19 protein-coding genes and 1 pseudogene are annotated in these 21,667 nt (G+C 34.4%); 3 read left to right on the top strand and 17 right to left on the bottom strand.

Annotated elements, in window-relative coordinates; genetic code table 11:
* From LMD38_RS27850 to LMD38_RS27840, 3 genes are all read right to left on the bottom strand, one after another.
* Window positions 1–1,290, bottom strand: a complete 1,290-nt coding sequence (locus LMD38_RS27850; protein WP_046648645.1) for a YcaO-like family protein — start codon at window positions 1,288–1,290, stop codon at window positions 1–3.
* A gap of 11 nt (window positions 1,291–1,301) precedes the next feature.
* Entirely contained in the window at window positions 1,302–2,261 is a 960-nt protein-coding gene (locus tag LMD38_RS27845) for a hypothetical protein (RefSeq protein ID WP_046648643.1), read from the bottom strand.
* A 94-nt stretch (window positions 2,262–2,355) separates the two neighbouring features.
* Window positions 2,356–2,526, bottom strand: coding sequence for a hypothetical protein (locus tag LMD38_RS27840; protein WP_162837638.1), 171 nt, complete (start codon window positions 2,524–2,526; stop codon window positions 2,356–2,358).
* Between the two features lie 321 nt (window positions 2,527–2,847).
* Between LMD38_RS27840 and LMD38_RS27835 the strand changes: the two genes are divergently transcribed.
* Window positions 2,848–3,513: a CPBP family intramembrane glutamic endopeptidase gene (locus LMD38_RS27835; protein ID WP_046648641.1), complete on the top strand. Its 666-nt coding sequence runs from the start codon at window positions 2,848–2,850 to the stop codon at window positions 3,511–3,513.
* 448 nt (window positions 3,514–3,961) lie between these two features.
* Here LMD38_RS27835 and LMD38_RS27830 read toward each other — a convergent pair whose 3' ends face one another.
* Window positions 3,962–4,600 carry a nuclease-related domain-containing protein gene (locus LMD38_RS27830; protein ID WP_000866032.1) on the bottom strand — a complete coding sequence of 213 codons (639 nt, stop codon included), beginning with the start codon at window positions 4,598–4,600 and terminating at the stop codon, window positions 3,962–3,964.
* Window positions 4,601–4,616: 16 nt separating this feature from the next.
* Entirely contained in the window at window positions 4,617–5,000 is a 384-nt protein-coding gene (locus LMD38_RS27825) for a hypothetical protein (protein WP_071713414.1), read from the bottom strand.
* Window positions 5,001–5,125: 125 nt separating this feature from the next.
* Between LMD38_RS27825 and LMD38_RS27820 the strand changes: the two genes are divergently transcribed.
* Together LMD38_RS27820 and LMD38_RS27815 are read left to right on the top strand one after the other, a co-directional pair.
* Window positions 5,126–5,716, top strand: a complete 591-nt coding sequence (locus tag LMD38_RS27820) for a hypothetical protein (RefSeq protein WP_046648638.1) — start codon at window positions 5,126–5,128, stop codon at window positions 5,714–5,716.
* 19 nt (window positions 5,717–5,735) lie between these two features.
* Window positions 5,736–6,314, top strand: coding sequence for a hypothetical protein (locus LMD38_RS27815; RefSeq protein WP_003305759.1), 579 nt, complete (start codon window positions 5,736–5,738; stop codon window positions 6,312–6,314).
* A gap of 50 nt (window positions 6,315–6,364) precedes the next feature.
* Here LMD38_RS27815 and LMD38_RS27810 read toward each other — a convergent pair whose 3' ends face one another.
* The 12 genes and pseudogenes from LMD38_RS27810 to LMD38_RS27755 form a co-directional block, all read right to left on the bottom strand.
* Window positions 6,365–7,000, bottom strand: a complete 636-nt coding sequence (locus tag LMD38_RS27810) for a hypothetical protein (protein WP_000817512.1) — start codon at window positions 6,998–7,000, stop codon at window positions 6,365–6,367.
* Window positions 7,000–7,629, bottom strand: a complete 630-nt coding sequence (locus LMD38_RS27805) for a hypothetical protein (protein ID WP_046648635.1) — start codon at window positions 7,627–7,629, stop codon at window positions 7,000–7,002. Before LMD38_RS27805 ends, LMD38_RS27810 begins: the two co-directional genes overlap by 1 nt.
* A 335-nt stretch (window positions 7,630–7,964) precedes the next feature.
* Window positions 7,965–8,663, bottom strand: a complete 699-nt coding sequence (locus LMD38_RS27800; RefSeq protein WP_046648633.1) for a hypothetical protein — start codon at window positions 8,661–8,663, stop codon at window positions 7,965–7,967.
* Window positions 8,664–8,679: 16 nt separating this feature from the next.
* Window positions 8,680–9,396, bottom strand: a pseudogene (locus LMD38_RS27795) (hypothetical protein); the annotation flags it as partial.
* Window positions 9,397–9,554: 158 nt separating this feature from the next.
* Window positions 9,555–11,453: a group II intron reverse transcriptase/maturase gene (ltrA, locus tag LMD38_RS27790; protein WP_172656215.1), complete on the bottom strand. Its 1,899-nt coding sequence runs from the start codon at window positions 11,451–11,453 to the stop codon at window positions 9,555–9,557.
* 851 nt (window positions 11,454–12,304) lie between these two features.
* Window positions 12,305–14,116 (bottom strand): group II intron reverse transcriptase/maturase, encoded by a 1,812-nt coding sequence (gene ltrA / locus LMD38_RS27785; protein ID WP_046648629.1) that lies wholly within the window; start codon window positions 14,114–14,116, stop codon window positions 12,305–12,307.
* 571 nt (window positions 14,117–14,687) lie between these two features.
* The gene (locus tag LMD38_RS27780; RefSeq protein ID WP_046648627.1) at window positions 14,688–17,273 is read right to left on the bottom strand and encodes a DEAD/DEAH box helicase family protein; all 2,586 of its coding nucleotides are present in this window, start codon (window positions 17,271–17,273) and stop codon (window positions 14,688–14,690) included.
* Between the two features lie 59 nt (window positions 17,274–17,332).
* Window positions 17,333–17,524 carry a hypothetical protein gene (locus LMD38_RS27775; protein WP_046648625.1) on the bottom strand — a complete coding sequence of 64 codons (192 nt, stop codon included), beginning with the start codon at window positions 17,522–17,524 and terminating at the stop codon, window positions 17,333–17,335.
* Window positions 17,525–17,539: 15 nt separating this feature from the next.
* Entirely contained in the window at window positions 17,540–18,631 is a 1,092-nt protein-coding gene (locus LMD38_RS27770) for a DUF6094 domain-containing protein (protein WP_046648623.1), read from the bottom strand.
* Window positions 18,632–18,734: 103 nt separating this feature from the next.
* On the bottom strand, window positions 18,735–18,908 hold the full coding sequence (locus tag LMD38_RS27765) for a hypothetical protein (RefSeq protein WP_154304934.1): 174 nt from the start codon (window positions 18,906–18,908) through the stop codon (window positions 18,735–18,737).
* Window positions 18,892–19,305, bottom strand: a complete 414-nt coding sequence (locus LMD38_RS27760; protein WP_046648621.1) for a DUF6018 family natural product bioysynthesis protein — start codon at window positions 19,303–19,305, stop codon at window positions 18,892–18,894. Before LMD38_RS27760 ends, LMD38_RS27765 begins: the two co-directional genes overlap by 17 nt.
* A gap of 607 nt (window positions 19,306–19,912) precedes the next feature.
* On the bottom strand, window positions 19,913–21,187 hold the full coding sequence (locus tag LMD38_RS27755; RefSeq protein ID WP_046648619.1) for a lytic polysaccharide monooxygenase: 1,275 nt from the start codon (window positions 21,185–21,187) through the stop codon (window positions 19,913–19,915).
* Window positions 21,188–21,667: the final 480 nt, after the last annotated feature.

Genomic DNA, 21,667 nt, shown 5'->3' with positions numbered 1-21,667 from the left:
TTACGGGAATGGATGTGGATTCTTATTAAAAGTTTTCGCTGGAACATATCCCATATTATTGGGGGCATCTATTAATCTATTGCAACCTAACATAGGTAAAGTTATTTCCAGAAAAGCCAACTCTGGCATTAACACTCTATATACATATAAACCTAAAGAATTTATATCTTCTGTAGTTAAATCATATGAATAAAGATTTAACTCCATCTTATCGAGATTTTCTTTTAGTTCTTCAAAATTATTAACTTTCGAATAATTATTAAATGGCTTTTCAGAATTCGAAATCAAGAAATCAAAAGCTTCTTTATCGTTTCCTGCTGCATAATAAAGCATATGATCCTTGATACTCCTTATATTTTTCACGTTTTTAATATCCGAAAATTCCGCCATTTCAAGGTTAGGATCAGCTAATAAATTTAGACTTGCTAACGTTTCCATTAGAGCTCCTTTTAACGCTATAATAGGTTCATAATGTGCTTTTGCCCCTACCTGTATATAAGGGTAATTATTATAGAGATTTCTTATTAAGACAAAATATGTAGGAACTTTGATATCTGTTGTTATCTCAAAGAAGAAAACTTCAAAACCTTTTTCATTTGCAACGTTCAAATAATACTGCACAGTTTCATCTGGAATCGTCTTAGAATCTATTAATGGAACTGTCAATTGGTTCAACCATGTAATCATAATTGCGTCTCTTTCTATACATTCTAATGCTGCGTTTTCTATCGCTTGTAACCTTGTAGAACCTGTTGCTAAACCAGTAGAAATTGAATCTCTTATATGCGGAAGTAAGAACTCTTTATCAACATCAAAATACATTGTGTTAGCAGGAACTAGTATTTTTTTATTATGGATTTCATCCATTGCTTCAACCCAATAAAATATGGTTTCACCATCAATTTCTTTACAAGTATGATATGTTTCTTGATATTGTTCATTCAACGGCTGTGTAATTGATAGTGGATTCAAAGCATGAACGTTTTTTTTTACTAAAGAGTTAAATGAATCCTTTATTAAAACCTCTGAATTTAGGTAACATGAACAATAACGCTCAAGTGCCTCACCCACAGCTGATATTAATGCCGATTCAGGACAGTCATAACTATATCCTAATCCGCTATAATCCCCACGAATTTTTACTCCCTCACTAACATCAACTAATTCATTTCTAAATGCAAAATAAATGTGCATTGGAAATGGCAGTTTGAAATCCATCTTATTCTTTACATGATGTATAATTCCAGTATTTTTATTTATAATATATTCTAAAGCATTCTGCATTCCCATAATTTTTACTCCTAACTATTTAATACAAAATCTTTGATTATATTTTTATTAAAAGTTCCACATTTAGAACATCCTGGAACTTTTAATACGGGGTTTAAATTCGAATTTAAGCTAAATACATTATAGGTAAATTCTTTTCCAATTATTTCGCAAGTCATACAATTAGAGAAATATTTCATAATAAAACTTAATATTTGAAAACTAAACATCTCTATTGTCCCTGGAATTAAACTAATATGAGTTTCATTCCATTCACTATTATATCTCTTCAGATATTTATAGCTTAGGTAAGAATTTTCGCAATTCGTAATTTTCCTACTCAAAAAACAATTATAACAACTAGTTTCACTAAATATAAATATTGGACCAATACTATAATATTGCTCTTGTACTAAAGCTCTTAAAAATGGGATTCCATAAGATTTAGATAATTCATTTGCTTCACTAAATAAGTCCTCATTTTCAAAAAAGTCGACTGCTATTATTAGACTTGCATTTTGAATTTGACTCATTTCTAAAAATGAAAATTTGGTACCAAAAGCTTTCTTTAAATTCTCCTGTAATTCTCTATTTCCCATTAATACTATTTTTTTTGTATGAGTAACTTCTATATCTCCAAAAGCACTGGATACAGAACCTGTTAAATTTGAGATGAACTTTTCATATCTTTGCAAATCTTTATCCATAAATTTATATTTTTCAAGCATATCATAATTCTTTATAATGTTATTTTCATCTAGCACTTTAATTATTTCGCAAAGATATTCGATAGGTAATTCCAATTTCTTCGCTAATTGTTCTGTGCTTAATTCACCAGATAGTAACGGAATTAAATCAAGTATATCCTCAACAGAATCTCCATTAAGGGTTATATATGTATCTCTATTAAAAAAAACTATTTCTTCACTCTCTTCTTTCACAAAACAATAGCTATCTAGTATGGGTTTATAATTAAGAATTAGATGATCCATTATTCCCCTCCTATATTAGTGCTTAGGTACACGGTTTCATTAATCTAAGAGAATTTTAAAGAAAAAGGGAGGGAATCCTCCCTTTTTCTAATTGTTATCCAGAACATTTTTTCCATATGTCTTTGCCAATTGTTCCTGGTTTAGGACCCAAACAAGAAGTCGAACCACCACATCCTGCTCCTGCACAACCGGGATCATGGTTTTTTACATAATTAATTTTTCCAGACTCAGTTAATTTAATATCTAGAATTTTTTTCTGTTCCACATATATCAACTCCTTTCCTGTATAATGATAACGCCTAGGCATTTTCCAATATAGCCCAATTTTAGGGGTAAATAAACAGAAAAATAAAATTTTTTTGTTTTATATTAATATTCAGAATAATATATTGACAATGCATTAAAAAAAAAGTAATATGAAACTTCACGTTAAGTAATAAAATTCACATTAAATTTCAATAGTCTCATATTAAGGATAATTACTTTGATTACGCTAAATTAAAATTAAGTTCTTCTAAAAAAATATTTTTAAATCATTGAATTCAAAATACTCTTTATAATAAAATCAAATAAGGAGAGGACATATATGACTTCTAAAAAAAAAATCACTTGGTTACAAGTGTTTTTTATACTGATTACTTCATCTATTATAGTGATTACTACTACATTGGTAAGAAACCTAGGAAATGAAAATATTATAACATGGTTTAACTTTGAAATTTCTTTGTATTCTATTATAGTAACATTCTTATTTTTATATAGTGCATCCTATCATTATTTAAAGGGTGAGTGGAACTTATTTGCTCTTTTAAAGTGGAAAAACTATATTTTATTTTTCACAGCGATTATACTACAATTTATAATTTCCGCCTGGCTATTAAATATCCCCCTTCTTAGTACCTGGAAACTGCTTACTAGTCCCACGGCTTATTATTTTGAAGCTACATGGGCACAAAAAACTTTATTCATTATAGGAATGACTCTATTAACCGCAATAGCTGAAGAAGCTATATTTAGAGGGATTATCTTTAATAAATTACTTGAAAAATTCAATCTTTTCATTAGTATGTGTCTATCTGCTGCACTTTTTTCAATTTTACACCTTCCAATAACATTTACCGATGCATTCATTGCTTTTCTGCTTGGAATTTTAGCTACATCTTTATATCGCTTTACTAGGTCACTTTCTATACCAATTATTTTTCATAGTATTTGGAATTTATTTATCATCTTTTACAGTAACTATTTGTAATAGAATAAATAGTTCCGTTGTAAAAGTGGTTATTAGGAACATAGAATAGCCAATTTTTCACATTTCCATCTTATAAAACTAAGACAAACAATTTATGAATAACTATCTTCTTTTTTCGAACAGACTTGTTTGGTAAAACACTTTATCCTTTTTCATTAAGTTGATTAATTTTACAACTTTAATCAACTACTTCACTAGGCCATTATATTGATTATTACATTAACATAGTCGATTCATTAAAAATTATAATAAACAAAAAAGGCATCTCTACTGATGCCTTTACTTTTTCACCACTATATATAATATAATAATAAATTCACTTATTTTTCTTTCTCACCAAATCTTTTGGATCCCCTTTTAATTTGTAATACTTCATGTTAAGACGAATAGATACTACAGAGATTACAATGAACCCTATTACATATAACATTATTCCTTTCTCCATTTCTTATTGTTTTGCAAACTTATTGTGTAAATACTTCACATGTTTCTTTTCGATATCCTTATCCATAATGTCCGCTCGCAATATTGTTTGGTAGATGTGCTGGACCTCATCATTTGTTAGTTGCGTTTCAGTATATGATTCAATACATTTTTGTAGATCGTTATAATACAGGACATGTTTATCTTTAGATTGAACATTTACTCTTTTTAGACTGCATTTTGGATGGAACGCTACAATAGAGATACACGGCAGCTGTTGTTCTATTAACCATTCAATTGCTTTTATATGTTTATAGTTTTGTCGAAATGGATTTTGAAAAGAGGATTTTTTTCTAAAAATACCCTGTGTCCACCTTGCAGATTTCTCATTTCCATAGATCCATCCCTCGTAGTTCTTCGTCTCTATAACAAATACACCGGTTTCCGCGATAACAATATGATCAATTTGCGTTGTATCACCATACTCCGTATGAACCGTAACATCATGTAACACATAGTAACTTTTTGGATCCAATTTACTTAATATACGTTTTACTAATTTTTCTCCCGCTTTCCCTTTCCATTTTGGGACATGTTTTTTTACAACAATATTCAACGGAATCAGAATCGCAATGAGAACTAATTCAAATATTAATACTTTCATAATAGCCCCCCCTTTTTTACACCCTTGCGTTTCTGCGCATTAAACGATATACATGCGTTTCTAATCCTAAAATAAAATATGAGATACATAGGCCTTTTATCACCATCTCTACGAATCCTAATGCTAATGAAACAAGGAGCCCACCTCGAAACTGAAAAGGTCTGGTCACCCTTCTATTTACTGGTTTTTCAATGACGCCAAAGTTAGCCCAGGTAGGCAAACGTTTTTCCACATTTTTCACGGTACCCATTAATCCGTATTTTAACGATAGAATGAAACATCCGATTAATAAATAAACAACAGAAGAAAAATAGATAGATAAGCCTATTACGATGCATGTCAGTAACCAGCCTATTAATATAGAATTTCGCAAAGCAATATATTCTCGATTTCTTTTCAAAACAAACATTCCTTTCAAAATAAATTAGGGTATTTTTAAATGGAAAATATTTACATTTAAAAATAAGCATGATATGATACGTCTATATTAAATTTTGAAATAGCCTATAAAGGATTGTGATAGATATGTTAAAACTTGTAGTAGATAATACCGTAACAGAACCAGAACCAAAAACAGATTCAGCTTTTTCAAACTACTTCACCTGCAAAGACTGCGTATATTATCTTTCAAAATCAGATTCTTGCAGTCTACAATTAGCAGCTGATTCAAATAGTCCCCTTATTCCTTATGAGTGTGGGAATTTTGAGGAAACCTATGAAATCGGAACGGAAGATCCATTGAATTCACATATTCATCAACGACTTCGTGAAGAAAAAGCACAAATACTAGATGAAAGCTATCCAGCACAACCTGCTATCGATCCAATCCATAAAGACGCAATATGGTATGGGTCAGTAAACTATGGTTGTTGGATTATAAATGATTCAAAGAAACGTTTTGTACTTGCAGAACAGGTACCTTTCGGTGATAATAATATGTCATCTAAAAAATACGCATCTCCTTTTCCTTTACATGACCATGATGCAAAAGAAGGTATCCGGCACTATATGTGTTGGTACGTAAATGAAAAAGGAATTGGCGAATACCATCTTCTTATTGGTGGTGTCATCATGAAAATTGCAGAAGGAGTTAAGAAACTTGGATTCAATTACTAATCGTATCTACAAGAAAAGAATGTTAGAACATACCATACTATTTAGTTTGGTACAGCTGGTACCACTGCTCGTATCTACCGGTATCATATATATATTGCTAGAACTTACTGATACGGAGTGGAAAACCTGGTTTAGTTATGAAGGAATCTTTGCAACTATTTTTCTTATAACGAGGTTCCAGGTGTTTCAGAATAAAAAAAGTATTATTTCTTTAAATCAACACGAAAAGTGGTTTTCAAAGTTAAATATTTTCTTGGTCTCTATATTTCTAGTATTATTTGCATCCATACCAACTCTATTAAAGATTGCTTTCATTCTACAAATGACTGTTATTCTATTTCTACTAGAGTACCTTTGTTTGTATATTGATCGTTTACCGATACATAATTTATATAGAGTAAAAGAGATCATTTGTGATAAAAAACAACTCAAAATTGAACGAATTATTCCAAACAATGAGGAACACGGTACTCATACAATTAAAACAAGGGATGAGCAATACTTTTTATATACCGCTGTGTATTTGAGCGGCATACTATCGCCAATTTCAGAAGAAGTCTTTGAAGAATATGAAAGAAACAACCTAATGGGTAGATAAAAGGTACTGAATGCAGATTCAGTACCTTTTCTATCTTTACATATGGTTCTTTACATATTAGCAAATAGCCATGGAGCGAGTACGGCTAACATACACAGCAAACAAGATCCCGTTATGACACGATTTGCCCAACGGTAATATTCCGGCTGTTTCGTACTCTCATGAATTCTTCTTAAACGAATACCTGCGATTAACATAAATGGTGTGAAAATAAGTGCTGTTGCTTTAAACAGGTCTAAAAAATCCGTAAAGATGTTCATAAATGAAAATACATCGGAACTAAACAAGAAGTATACACTTAGTCTCATCGACATCATGCTGATAAATGAGAAAATCATACTTCCAGTTGCCCACTTCATCCATTGACCATTCTTTGTAATTAATGCCATAACCATGACAATAACACCCAATACGAATGAAATAGAAAAGATATTGACTCCTACTTTAAAAGCCGGTGCATACAATCCTTCAATCTTTTGTATGATTGATGATCCAAAGGAATCATCTTTCTCTGTTGTTTTCGTTCGATTATTTAGTCCATTTTTAAATGATGACGAAACATCATTTCCTTTTAATTCATTAAAATCTACTTTTACAGAAGCTTGAGCTGCTTGTAAGGGTACAAGTAATAAAATCATTAAAATAAGCGTGCATAAGACTCCTATCATTCCTTTATCTCGTTTCATCACACATCACCCGCTAATTTTGGTTTGATGCTCTTTAATTTGATTTCATTTCCTACTGCTGCATAATAAAGATCTGCTGCATAATAGATATTTGCTTTTGTATATGCCCCCATAATTGCATTTGCAATTTCTTCTTTTTCTACTGCCACATATGTTTCATTTTCATTGTAAAACTCAATTTCAATTCGATTAATATTATTATTTAATACTGTAATATGTAATTCTTTTAAGCTATCTAATCGATTGCCTAATCCACACACTAACTTAAATACTTTATTTGCAATTGTTGGTGGTTTGACATACGTCGTATTAAAATGAATTGTTTCATCATCTATCACACCATCTTCCTCGACTTCACACGTCATGATGAAAGAATGATTTTGTTTTTCAATTTCTTGTTGACTCAACTTGCGATCAATGACATACTTCACGCTTGTTGACAGGTTTTCTATATATTCATCCAGTTCGGTATTTGAAATTTTAACCTCTGAGAATTCCGGAAAAATCATGTAAGCATGTACATTTGAACTACTTTTACTTACACGTAATACCTGGATTTGTTTCTTTTCATAGCGCACCGTTTGTTCTAATTTTTCTACTACGTTGTTGCTTATATGATCGATTGCCATATATTATCACTCCTATTTACTTTGATAAAATAATTCTTCATACACTTCTCATGATTTGATGCTATCTATTTAAAGCATTGTAATATTACGAAGAGTTCTCAATTCTCCTGTTTTAAGACTGTTAATCACCTTAATCTCAAAACATTTTAATATTACAATGACGTACAATGTCTCATTATAGTCGAATATCCTTATATGGTGAATCATTCTGTCCCACTCATTTGTACAAAAATAAAAAAATATTTTATCCTTGTACAAATGAGTGAGAAAATGCTGTATTTCATGCTATTTAACCAAGAAAATACAACTAGGAAATACATTCAGCTATTTCCTAGTTATCTTTCACTCCATCTAACTAGTGTATAGGAATACAATGAATCAATTTGTAATTCTATATACAACAGTTGATTTTCTGGTAATATTTCTCCCTCTGTATGAATCCAATAACGCTTGTTATTAGACATATTAAGTACACGTGTCAGTCCTTGTTCTCGCCCTATTACTTTTGCGATCCATTTTACAAAATCCATATCATCTACCCCTGAAATTCCTTGTTGAAAAGTGACGATATGCTCTGTTTCTTGTGGGATCGGCAACTGTTCTAGTTCCAGAAATGTCTCCTCATATTCTAGTAATTCCTCTGGTATATCCTCATCGCTAGGAAAAGGGATATTATATACTGCTTCAGAAGCAGGAGTATGGTGAAAATCTTCAACATACTCCACTTCCTTTGCAACGTCCTTGTTCTGTTCTAACGTTTTTTCTTCTTCACCTACATTCATTTGAATCGATGCAGCAACTAAATCATATATATTTGCTACATCCTTTTCTAAGGTAATTTCTCTCGTTGGAACAGTAACACGTTCTTGTTCCCTGCCAATAGGCCTATTTTCTCTTGGACACCAATAAACAGGTCGTTCCACCGGTTCTGGTCCTTTTTCTTTACTTTTCTCTTCTATCAACATATTTCTTTTTGTTTTGTAAACTACAAAACATATATAGCAAATTAATGCGATAAGAAGCATCTTAAACATGATTTTCCCCTCTCATTTAACCAAATAAATCAAACTCAAATTGTCCTTCAATTACTTTATTTTTTTGTTTCCCTTTCCCTTTCTTTTGAGAAGTATCTACTTCCACAATCAATTCATCCCACAGTGTAATGTCTTGTTTTTGTACAAGCATACGCTTATCTGTATTCAGTGTTGTTAAAGTTCGAATCACATCTTCTATTTCTCCATCTATTTCAAGTACATTCTGCTTCATTCGAACACCAGGTACTTGCTCTTTTTTAATACATTCAACAGCTTTTTGTACAAATTTAGCCTCTTTCATAAATGCTACGTTCATTGTTTTTGGCAATTTTTCCACCCAATTCATAAATTGAATTTCAATTGGTTCAAATACAGTCTTTATTACATTGCCAAAGTTTTCAAGGACGCGTTTAGATTCATCAGATGCTGCTTTTGTCCATTCCTCTGTTGAACCTTTTAATTGATTCCCTCTCTTAATGTTTTGAATTAATAGAGTCTGTAGATCACCAGTATCACCAAGCATTGCATTCAGTCCGTCGCTTGTTGCATCACCGTTCATTGCTTCAGCAGCTTTGTTCTTTTGGGCAATTAATTGCGCCAGTTGTTCTTGGAACGTTTCTCGGTAACCAAGATAGAAAGTTCTGCACTGCTTTGTTTGACCAATACGCCAATGTCTTCTTGCAGCCTGATTTAACGTAAATAAGCTAAATGATAATTGATAATATCGATAGGTAAGGCTTTGAGGTAATCTCCACCTTTTCCCCCGATCCACACCGTACTTGCGCCTTTCAACACATACGGCGCTCCCTCGTATCTAATAAAATATCTGTTTCCCTCACAACAATTTAATTTGGATAGTTTGCTTTTCCTAACATCTTAGGTGATTAGGTTTTAAATTTTGTCATTTCCTGCTTTTTTCCTCAATTTATTAAGCTTGTCCAGTTGCTCGTCATTTAATTTCAGAGCCTTTAGATATTTCTTAATAACTTCAAGGTTGGTTGCATGAATTAGTGCGTGGACTTCGTAACTTACAATTACAAGGTTTTTATACGAGTCATCCTTCGTTTTATGGTAAGGGTTGACGTGATGACATTGCATGGTTTCAAGGTCTAATTCGATTCCAGTAATAGCGCATTTTCCACCCTGAGCTATGAATTTGGATATTCTATTATCTGCAAATTCAATGGATACCCTATTGTTTACTACAGGATTTTCTCGCAGCCACTTCAATTTCCATTCAGGAATGATTGACTGATTTTTGTGAATTCCTAATCTACCTTCTTTTGTATACTTGTTGATCGAAACTTTGGCATTCATTGGACTTTTGTGTTGAACATAAGAAATGGGCAAGATGGGATATTTGCGGTAGTATCTCACACCGGATGATTCCATATATGCGAGAATGCCTTTATGCTTCCCTTCATATTTCCCTATCTTACTAAGTCCATTTAACCTGTTATATAAGGTTATTAGGATGTGACCCCCTAGTGTGCCGAAATCTCTTGATACATGAGAAGCTAAACGGTAGTAGTTGTGAATACCGTTTACCATGCTGTTGTATTTGTTCATTTCTGCTAGGGCTTTGTATCCTCTATTTGCCTTTTGAATTTTCTTAATTTGGTCGCGTAATTGGTTATGAATTCGTTTTATGGCTTTTGGTGAGACATTGGAGCGTATGACGAATTTTGTTTCGCCTGATGCTCTTTTTCCCTTTTGCGCCATTCGGAATGTGAAACCTAAGAATTCACTGGGTTCTCTTTTGAGGTTAGTTATTCTTGATTTCTCACTGGAAATGGTTAGTTTCAACCTTTCTTCCAACCATAATTTAGCTGCATGATATGTTTTGACCGCTTCCTTTCTGGTTTGACAGAAAATCTTAAAGTCGTCTGCATATCTTACAAGGTAAATTTCTTTAAGGTTGGTCGATTTCCTTAGCTTCACATTTTCATTTTTACGATTTCTTCTACCATCTTTGCGATATTGCGGTGTAATTTCTTTTAGATTTCTTTCCTCCCATTGGTTGGCAATCCACCAATCAAATTCATTTAGATTGATGTTTGCTAGTAGGGGTGAAAGAACCCCACCTTGCGGAGTACCTTTTGTTGGGTAAGTGATCTTACCATCGGGCATGACGATTGGTGCTTTTAACATCCGTCTGATTATGACCAATAGTTGTTTATCTTGTATTCCTAGTGACCATATTTGACGCATTAGCTTTGTATGGCTCACGTTATCGAAAAATCCTTCTATATCAATATCAACGACATATTGCATGTTGCTACTATTGACTCGATGTGAAACATCGGCAAAGGCTTGTTCGGTTGAACGGAATGGTCGGAAACCGTAGCTGTGTCTATTGAATTTAGCTTCACAAATTGGCTCCATTACCTGCAAGATACACTGTTGAGCGATTCTATCCCATATTGACGGTATGCCAAGAGGTCTTGTTTTACCGTTACTTTTAGGAATATCTACTCTTCTTACCTTTCTTGGTTTGTAGAAATTAAACCGTTTTTTAACCATTATAAGAAACTCATTAGTCTCGATTTTCTCTATATCCTTGATAGTGATTCCATCAGTTCCAGGTGTCGGGCTACCAGTGTTTCTTTTGATATTCCGATAGGCGAGTATGATGTTATTGTCAGATGTTATGAGTTTCATTAAATTCTTGAAGCTCTTACCATCCTTGCTATCTTGGTATAGTGCATCAAATTCGCTTTGCATATCGTAATACTCTGCGTGGCGAAGATTAGCATTTTTTCTTGCTTTGTTCTCCAAATTGAATCTCATGGTTTATCACACTCCTTTCTGGATCTGTGACCTTTTAAGTCTTACGAGAATCCATGAAGTGTGAGGTTTCAATTCTATTAGGTACGACTTGTGGCTGTTCCTCCATCCTCATTACAAGGACTTCAACGGTCGTGCCACTACTTTCACTATGATTAAACAAGGTTATGAATTCCCTTGTACTGCTTCAACGGGTGTGTTCCCTCCACATCCATAGCTTCCAACGTTCCTTTATTCCTATCAGACCTAGACTTAGGCGCTTGCTTTAACCCCGTATCCTTGATGTAGCCTATAACTACATATGGTTTTTCCTAATCTTCAATCGTACTAAACCACAGATACCACGCTTTTGTTGCGTGCCATACAGTTTCTATATGGTCACTTCAGGAGCCGTACATTCGCAAGTTCGTCAGTGTTTCCACACATTCTCGCCATATCTAGTTTTTTATGACCCCCGGCATATCATCTACGGACACTGCCTCCAGCGCCTTTTCGCATTTCATTTATAAAAATGAATTTACGGCAAACTTCTGCCGACCTTAACGAGCCTCGTACAAAGAAATAAACACATCTTTCAATGCACGTCGTAGCTTTAGGGGAAGCGTTTCGGGGCGTTACTCCGTCATTCCACTTCTCGGAATAAAAGTTCTCCTATCTTTCTGTGTTGCTATTCACATAGAAACTTCTGATTGATAGTGCATCATCTTTTCAATGATGAACGTTTCGCACGAAAATCAATGTTGGCGTTGCCAGCAGTCGGGTAGGTCAAAGATGTTACCATCTCTTTCCCCCCTAAGAACCGGACTTGTACCTTTCAGCACATCCGGCTCAAGCCCTCTTTCATCCGAAGACAATTAGTATGCAAACTTCTTAAATGCATCCATCATATATTTGACCGCTTGTTTACTGTTTACATCCACATTATTTCTTTTAAGGTAAGACTGAACTTTTGGTAATTGCTTACCGTTACCATATCTCTCTAATAATGCATGATGTGTTTTATGACAAGACTTATGAAGTAACTCAAGGTTCTCATAAGTGTCACGACCACCTATAATTTTCGGTATTATATGATTTGCTTCTAATGGTTCGTCTCCAACAAGCGATTCATGGCAGACCCTACATTTGTATTTAGACTTTTTAGCAAGTTTTTGTTTCGCTAAAGTGTTCTCCTTATCGAACTCTTTTTTATCTCGTCGCTCGAAATACTCTTTTAGTGAAGCGTCAAATGGACTGTTATATTGTTTGATTTTAATATGTCTTTCGATTTTTACCCAACTCATTTTCATGAGTTGTTTTGTATTATCATGTGGACACGTAAGAATCCATTTGTCCTTGCTCACACCAGTATGGTCGGGTTTGAAATATATCTTTCTAATCCATTTAATTGATTTACGATGATGTCTATGTTTCAAGTAAATTAGCGTTCTTTTCAGAATATAACTATCTATATCTCTGAAGATCTTCTTGGCAACCGTAGGAGACCAATAGTTCGTTATTCCTCTAACGACACGATTTAATCTATCAATTAGGACCGACGTTTCTCTACCTTTACCCCATTCGAATATTTCTTTAATCTTTTGTTTAGCTCGTTTGACACTATCTTTGGAAGGCTTAATGAACAAGCGCATTCCGTCTTTTGTTGGATATTGTCTGAAATTAAATCCTAAGAAGTCAAACCCTTTACTAATGTGTACTACTCTTGTTTTGTCTTTCGCAAGATTTAATCCACGTTTGTTCAGGTATGGTTCTAACTTATCGTACATGCCATATGCTTCTTCTTCTGTAGGACAGACAATTACAAAGTCATCAGCGTATCTAACAACACCGACTGAATTTGAGTACAATGTATCTCCTTGTCGTGTTGTATGGATGTATCTAACACCGATTTCTTTCTCCATTCCATGTAGTGCCACGTTTGCTAACAATGGTGAGATAATTCCACCTTGTGGCGTTCCTTTTGTTGTCTCATTGAATACATCATTGTCTACATATCCACTTTCGAGCCAGTCTCGAATTATTGATTTATTAGGGAAGTTATTAATACAACCCATAATGTAATCATGATTCAAATTGTCAAAGCAACCTTCAAAATCCCCCTCAAAAATCCATCCCTTAGCACTACCTTTGCTTAATTTAGTGAATAAATCACTCATTGCATCATGCGTACTGCGTTTAGGTCTGAATCCATAAGAGGTCATTTCAAATTTTGCTTCCCATTGTGGCTCTAATGCGTTTTTGAATACATTTTGATATACTCTGTCAACTATAACTGGAATACCTAGTGGACGAAGTTTACCGTTCTTCTTAGGAATATAGGTTCTTCTAGCTGGTTTAACCTTGATATTTCTAACACTATATCTGCTTAATTTGTTGAATAAATCAACTCTTTCTTGAGGCGTGTTAGAGATATAACTGTCTATACCTGCTGTCTTTTTACCTTTATTCTCTTGAGTGACTCGTCTAATACTTAGAAGTAGATTAGCCTTGCTTCTTAAAAGTAATCTTTGAAGTTTTCTTACTTTCCTTGTTTGGTTTAACTGTTCGGCACGATAGATTCGTTGTTGAAGTTTCCTAACATAGCGTTGAATTTTCACCCAATTAATTGAGTGCCAATTCTCCACTAGTGGGGAAACAGCCGACTTAACACTCTCGTTAGTTTTCATAACATATCTCCCTCTCTATAGGATTATTCTTTTCGCTTTCTTTCGTGTTGAAGACCATGTGGAAGTCAGCAACCTTTCAGTTCGGGTATTGCCCTATCCAACGACTTATACAAATGAGCTTTCGTCTGAACTTTCGTTCTGTTGGCATTCGCTTTTTCCACAATCCTTTACCCTCTGTATGTTGTAAGTCTCTTACGATTCTCCTACCTCGAATGAGAGGAATACATAGGGCTTACCAAGTTTCACTAACGATAGATACGATTGGGTTAGGCATCCTTCTTTCCTCCGGCGGATCTATGGGTCGTCGCACAGTCCCTCGACCGTAGAACTTTTCCTATCCGCTTCTACAGACTTTTTCTACCACAGTACGTCTGCTGTCGGTGACGGAGTCTACAAAGGTTCAGCTTCGCTTATACCTTCTCAATCTTTCCCTAGCTCTGTTGAGCTTCTGTGTAAAGTCCTCCATTAAGCATTTAACCCTCATGCAACCCAACAATTCGATTACTCGAAAAGCAGTTTTGGGCGGGAACATCTCTAACGACTAAGATGACTTCTTATGAAGCACTATCTGTTAGCAACTTCTTGTCGCACAGTCCAATCCTACCTTTACCAATTCTTGTGAACAGATGATAACATTCACACCACTATTTACTTGTTCTTTTAACCATTCGCTACGTTTTGGCGGAGTAACTGTATTGGTACGTAAAATTGCTACTTTCGCACCAGGTACTTGCTCTGCAACTTTCTGTAAACGAGGCTGAATGTCTCGTTCCTTCACTGTAGATCCTGTATCTGATACATAAATGATAGTAGGTCGGCTCTCAGAAATTTCAGTACACAATATCTCTTGCAACTTCTTTTCTTTAGGCTGTATACAATCCTCATCGAATCTAAATTCTCCATTGGACCAAACAACATCTTTTTCATTACCATCTAAGTAATAGTCAGGATAATGATTCATGTTATCTGGGTATGCATTGCCTGTACGGATGTAAGAAAGCCATAATTTGCCGACATCAGGTGTACCTTTCGCTGCTTCAATTGCTTTTTCAAACGACTCTTTCATATGCTCATATGCTTGTTTTTGCTCATCTGACATATCAACAAGAATCGTAGGTACATTGATTAATTCGACTGGATTTGGCCATACATCTTTTAAGCGTATATTTATTGTTGTATCCATTAAAAATTGAGTAAACACATAAGGTGAAATACCAGGAACAACTTTTGTCTTATCCAGCATTCCTTGCGCACCACGTGAAGCTACATTAGATACAACTTCACCATCATGGTAGTACGTTCTCTCAATATTTCCGTAGGTTTCATTCCAATCCATTAAAGAGCTATATTCAAACCCACTTTTAACCATCTTGGAAGGATATAAACGCCATAACGTATAAAATACATCGCTTGCCTTCCCTCCAAATAGAGTTCCTGTTCCACCTACGAATTTCTTACAAACTTTAACTAAACTCCCTAGAGCAGTTCCTTGTGCAGTTTCGCTTTTCAGTTCATGTATTTCGTCAGCGATAAGAGCATCGAAGAAATGCTTCATTTTCCTACGAATATACTCAACTGTAGCTACTTTTCTATATGCTCTTCCTGAGTGTTTTGCACTATAAGGTTTGTTGCGATTTTCTAACTCTAGTTGTTTTTGTAAAGTTTTATTTCCCTCTTTAATTGCCTGTACTAATTTATTCTCATATTTTGTCCACTCTTTAAAACTTGCATATTTTGTTTTTACCTTCGGGCTCCAAATATTTGAATTACAATCGGCACATACACTATTTTTATTGGTTTTAGAATCTAAGTCACTTCCTGTAAATTCTTTATACTGACAGACTTCCTTTTGTTCGCCATTAGCTTGTTGAACCATAATAGAAGACACTTTTTTACGTAACCTAGCACCACAATCTGGACAGTAGTATCCATTCTTATAATATCTTTGCACCTCTTCCTCCGATTTCTTGGAAAGTGCAATTTTCTTATAGCGTAATGGCATGTGTTTAATAGAATCCCCTCGCATCGTAGTAAAACTAATGACAAAGTAGGTTGGTTTTTCTGGTTTTGGTCTTCCAGATTGAATCCATGATTGATGAATGCCAATTAAATCCTCTGTACGTTTAATCAGATGTACTTCTGCTTCTGGTATTAAGTGTCGTATTTCTTCTTTTGCCCACTTCTCAGTAAGAGTAGGTGGAACAAATACGCAGGTACGATACCCTTTTTTCCCGGTTAAATGGAAATATCCATCTACTGTCGCTGTCATAATTGCACTTTTGCCGGACGACATTTCCCCCTGTATAATGATTCCTTTTTGTACTTGTAATGCTTTTGCTGCACCTGTTGCTACATGTGCCTGTACAGGGAATAATGGTCTTTTGTATGTATCAAAATGAGATAATGCCTGATCTTTCATTGGTTGATGCAATGGCTCATCTAATTTTGTTACCTTATCAAGCATGACAGGTGAATATTCCAATAGATATTCATTTAAATCTTGTATTTTATTAATTTTTTCACCTGTACCCTCTTGTGGAAATTGACATTTTCCAGAGCGAATCATTTCTGATAAAAACTCTTTACAATCCTTTTCTTTTAGTACGACTTGTGCAATAGATAGAGAAGAAAATTCATTCTTATCAAAATATACCTTTAATGGCTGTAATAGATTTCTTGTTAGCATCTCCTCATAAATTGGCTTCGCCCATTCTTCTAAAATTGGCAAGCCGTACGGAGGAGCCATTAAGAAGTCTCTCACTTGCATTTCTGGTGCTTCGTCAATTGCAACAATGTATTTCGTCTCTAATTGTTTAGAAAACGCAATAATTGCTTTCTTTTTATTGATAGTTTGCGTATTAATAAATTCAAATTGTCCTTTTGAGATCACATTCACTTTTTTATCTAATGTGTAATGTGATTCTTCCCTTTTTCCTTCTCCAAAATACAAACGGCTAGTTCCCATCGATATGGCAGCCCTAAATGACTTTAATGTACTATCATTCGCCCCTAGTACTGCAAATTGTATTTCACGATGATGATTTATTGCCATAGCAAAGCAGAAGGCTGAATGGGAAGCAGTTCCCGTCTCCAATTGCAACATCGCTGGTGTTTGTCCCTGATCAAATGTATCTTGTTGAATCATTTCTTGTAACATAAGTTTCCCTCCTAAAATAAAAAACGCATCTTATTCGATACGTTTCATGTCCTACTCATTCAATTTATTGGCTGAAAATCTATAAACTGTTTCCACTCTGGTAATGACTGTTCAGCCGCATGTAACATATCACCTGCACCTAATTGAGAAGCACATAAACAAATGACTGTAAGTACAATAGCAATACGAAACATACGATTACTAAATTCCCATACGATAAATAATGCTCCTATTCCTAATAGTACATACATAGCCTTCTTCCTTTCCTAGACAAGTTCTTTGACTTCACCTTTTGGCGTTGCAATGATAAATTTAGCGCGACGTTTTTGTAAAACAACTTCTTTTGTTGTTTTTTCTAATTGCTCAAATGAATGTTCATAATACACATTTTCAGATCCACGAACTGCATGGAGTGTATCACCTTCACCAAGCAAACCATCTGCCACACCTGTTATCAGCAATAGTCCTAATTGTCCAGAAGCAATTGGCATCTTTGCTCTCTCTGCAGCTGTTTTCTCGCCTTGTAGTGAGTAACCATTCCCTCTATTTAAACGCTTTTTGAGCGACGAGATACCTTCCGATTTCCCTACTCCTTCATAAGCACTTTTATAATCCACTCTTGATGTAAAAATGATTTTTTTCTGATGATGCAATTCAGGTATAATCCAACTTTTACGATTCACCATTTCTGCTAATGTATTCACATTTTTTTTGACGAAAATAAGGTCTGACATATTTTCACAAAAATTAGCGAACCGATCGTTAAAGTATGTATCATTTTTCATAGCTTCACGCTTACGACCGATGAAGACACACTGTTTAAATGCATCGAACTCCTTATTTTCATCACCAAAACGCATTAAGCCTATTTCCTCATAATTCTTAGCCAAGAAATAACTGATATCGTCTCTAGCAAATCTGTCATATAGAATTACATATACCATAATCCCACCTTCTGCTAAATAATGGTGAGCACGTTTTAGGAAGTTGAACTCCATTTCCTCTGATTTTTCATTATCTATACGAAGCTCCGTATTATAAGGTGGATTTAAAAAGATTAGTGGAAAATAGTCATGACTAATCATCATGCTTTCAAAGCTCGAGCGTACCACTACATCTAATTGCTCTTTTGCTTTGTAATATCGAGTTGCATCTAATTCCACACCATATGTATCAAGTTGTATACCAACTTGTTTCACCTCATCTGCAAAACTTCGTAAAATTGTACCTTCTCCACAACACGGGTCAAAGCAAGCATAAGCTCGCTGTGATTCCATTTGTAATAATTGTACTAAATGTTTCCCTTCTGTTAGTGGTGTTGGATAAAATCCAGCCGCTAAATCATTTCCGATTCTCATTATATTTTCCTCCAAGTTCTTTTTTTATAATAAAAAAAGGAAGATCCAAGTATATACATTACTTAGTTCTTCCTTTTACCCTCTATACACTACCTCGACATAATTAGAATGGTAGTTCTTCATCTGTAATCTCCGGTAGTTCATCCACACCAGCGAATATATCATCCGGTTCTTGAGATGGCCCTCTTGTTTCCTGCTCTTTTGGATCATCTAATACTGTCCAAATGTTATCTTTTTTCATATCTATCCCTCTATCTTCCTTATTTTTCAGTCTCATAAACAACTTCCTCGTAGTCAAAAAAATAATCTTTCAGCTTACGCATAATTTTACGAAACTTCGGTTCAGCTACGACCTTTGTACCCTGGAAAAAACTTTGTTGCCCGACAAAGCGCCATAAGATAACATAGCCTCCTTTTGCTTCCTGTACGCCTTCAATAAATAATGCAATTTCTTGAATGGCTTCCTTTTCATGAATGGCGTTTGGTTTAAAATATTGCATTTTACCATCAGGTAATATGATTTCTGCCTCTAAACAACCTCGCAATTGATTAATTCTCGATCTGGATTCGATTAACATTGCTGATGCAGCATATGACTTCCGGTTTTTTTCCATTCGTTTTTTATGTTCCTCTACTGTTGGTATTAGTCTTAAGTGTCTACAATCGTTTTTCATTTTTTATCTCCTCTACTTTTTAATTTGTTATTTTATAAATCAAAAATAACCCCGCCTGCAAACCTGAAAACAACACAAAAAGGGCTTCTTCAAGTCGATTAAAAATGTGTATAGCAAAATAAGCTATATATACACTAATCGGCTCAAAGAAGCCCTTTCACAATTGAAACAAGACGCAACTTGCTTCTACAACTCAACCACAACACATAAGGTGTGGGAATAAACGGAATCAAATAAACTAACAATATACCTATATATTATATAATATTGTTATACATTTCAAGAAGGTTTTAATTAAAGTTAACGCATTACCAAAAGAATCCTTTTCCCTCAAGATTATGAAGGACGTTAGTCAAATAGTATATGGGTAATGCGTTAAGGCTTAATAAAATACTATCAAGTGTCTTATCAATTTCAATCCAAACACCTACTAAAGGTGTGACTCCCATACAATTCCTTTAGACGTTTAGCACTAGCGATCTCAATTCACGCACCTATATAAGGTGCGACAGTACTTCTTTCAATTTCATAGTATTCTTTAAGATTTCAATCCACACACACCTATATAAGGTGCGACTTTTTGTTTTTTCACCTGTCTCTATATCCGTCACATTTCAATCCACGCACCTATCGCTTTACGCGCATTCCATTGTTCATAAGAGTTTTCTTGTCCTTTTGTTGTAACTGTGATGGCATCACTTTTCATTGATTCATTACCAGATGTATCGACAGCAGATACTACATACTTATATACTGTATTCGCTTGCAAATCTTTGTCCATAAATGAAGTTGTATTAGCAGTACCTATTTCTTTCATGGCCCCTCCAACTTCTCTGTATACAATATAATGGCTCACATCTACATTATCCTCCGATGGACTCCACATTAAATCAATACTACTCGTAGTAGTTCCCATACTGTGTAATCCTTTAGGTTGAGTTGGTGCTTCTGTATCTGGTTTTTCCTCTGTTGTTTTAATAACTAATGCTTCACTTTTCTCAGATATATTTCCTGCAGCATCTACTGCTCTTACTGTATACGTATATTCTGTGTTTGGGTTTAATTTTTTATCAATTACACTTGTACCGACTACAGTATTAATTAGTTCTCCATTACGTAGCACTTGATATTCTTTCACTCCTACATTGTCTGTTGCGGGTTTCCAATTAAGTTCTACACTATTTGAGGTAGTTTTTACTACTTGTAGTCCAGATGGCTGAGCTGGTGCTTCTGTATCTGGTTTTTCATCATTTATTAGATTCACATCGATTACATTATAGAAAGCGTTTACAGTATCAGCTACATCCCAAACAGCTAAAATAACATGGTACCCACTGCGATCAGTTGGTACATTGATTTTATGTGATAAATTATTAGATGCTTTAGAACCATCGTGTTTTACAGTACCAATTGGCTCAAAATCTGCTCTTGTTAAAGGTTTATTTGGATTCCATCCCTTTTTCGTGATGTAATAGTGCCATTGACTTGTTGAATGAGGAGCTGTGTATTTCCAAGTAAAGGTGTTTTCTCCGCCTTTAATCGTATTCTTAAACCATCGATCAGCTGTTTGTTGATCAAGAATCCCACCAAACAGGCCTCCTGCTGAAGCAATTTTCCCGTCTGCTGGTCCACCCTGTGGGAATCCTTTAGGAGCTTCTAAACTTTGTGGTTCATACATTATATTTCCACAATTTGAATTTAGCGCCCCATAATTTTGACTGCATAAAGCTGCACGGCTACCTGGCTTTTCAACAAACCCATGTGCATAGGCATTTTGAGGAATAAGAGTTGTACTCATAATTCCCACTGCTACTGCAGCAGCACTTAATCCTTTTTTATTTGTAGCCATTTTTCTAAACTGCCCTAAAATTTTTTTATTCATACTACTAGTCCCCTCCTATTGAATTTCTTACTATATTAAGAGCATGAATGTAAGTGAAGGCTAAACACGTATAACTAAAATTAACAATTGAATACAAAACCTTATAATTTCATACTCAATTATTCATTTACCTTTATCACATTCAAATAACCCTATAGTTAAATTATCGCATATCAATTTATTAAACTCGCACAAAAATTATGACAGTTATTGGACTTTTTCCTGTAGCTCTCTTTTGTCTTAAAAGTTCTTCTTACTGTAATTTTAGAGCAACAAACATATTTCCTCTTACATTTACCTATAGGAATTTAAGAAATAAATAATTTAAAAGGAAAAATAAAAATATTACACCAATAAATTTCCATTTATTTCTTTTTGTTGGTTTCCCAGCATGTAGTATATAAAAAAACAAGGCAATACATGCCATCGTAAATAAAAAAATTTGATAATAATCCATCATCCGTATTCCCCCTCTATCAA

It is taken from the genome of Bacillus pacificus (assembly GCF_020861345.1).
Taxonomy (GTDB): domain Bacteria; phylum Bacillota; class Bacilli; order Bacillales; family Bacillaceae_G; genus Bacillus_A; species Bacillus_A pacificus.
This window is presented reverse-complemented; position numbering and strand designations above follow the sequence as displayed.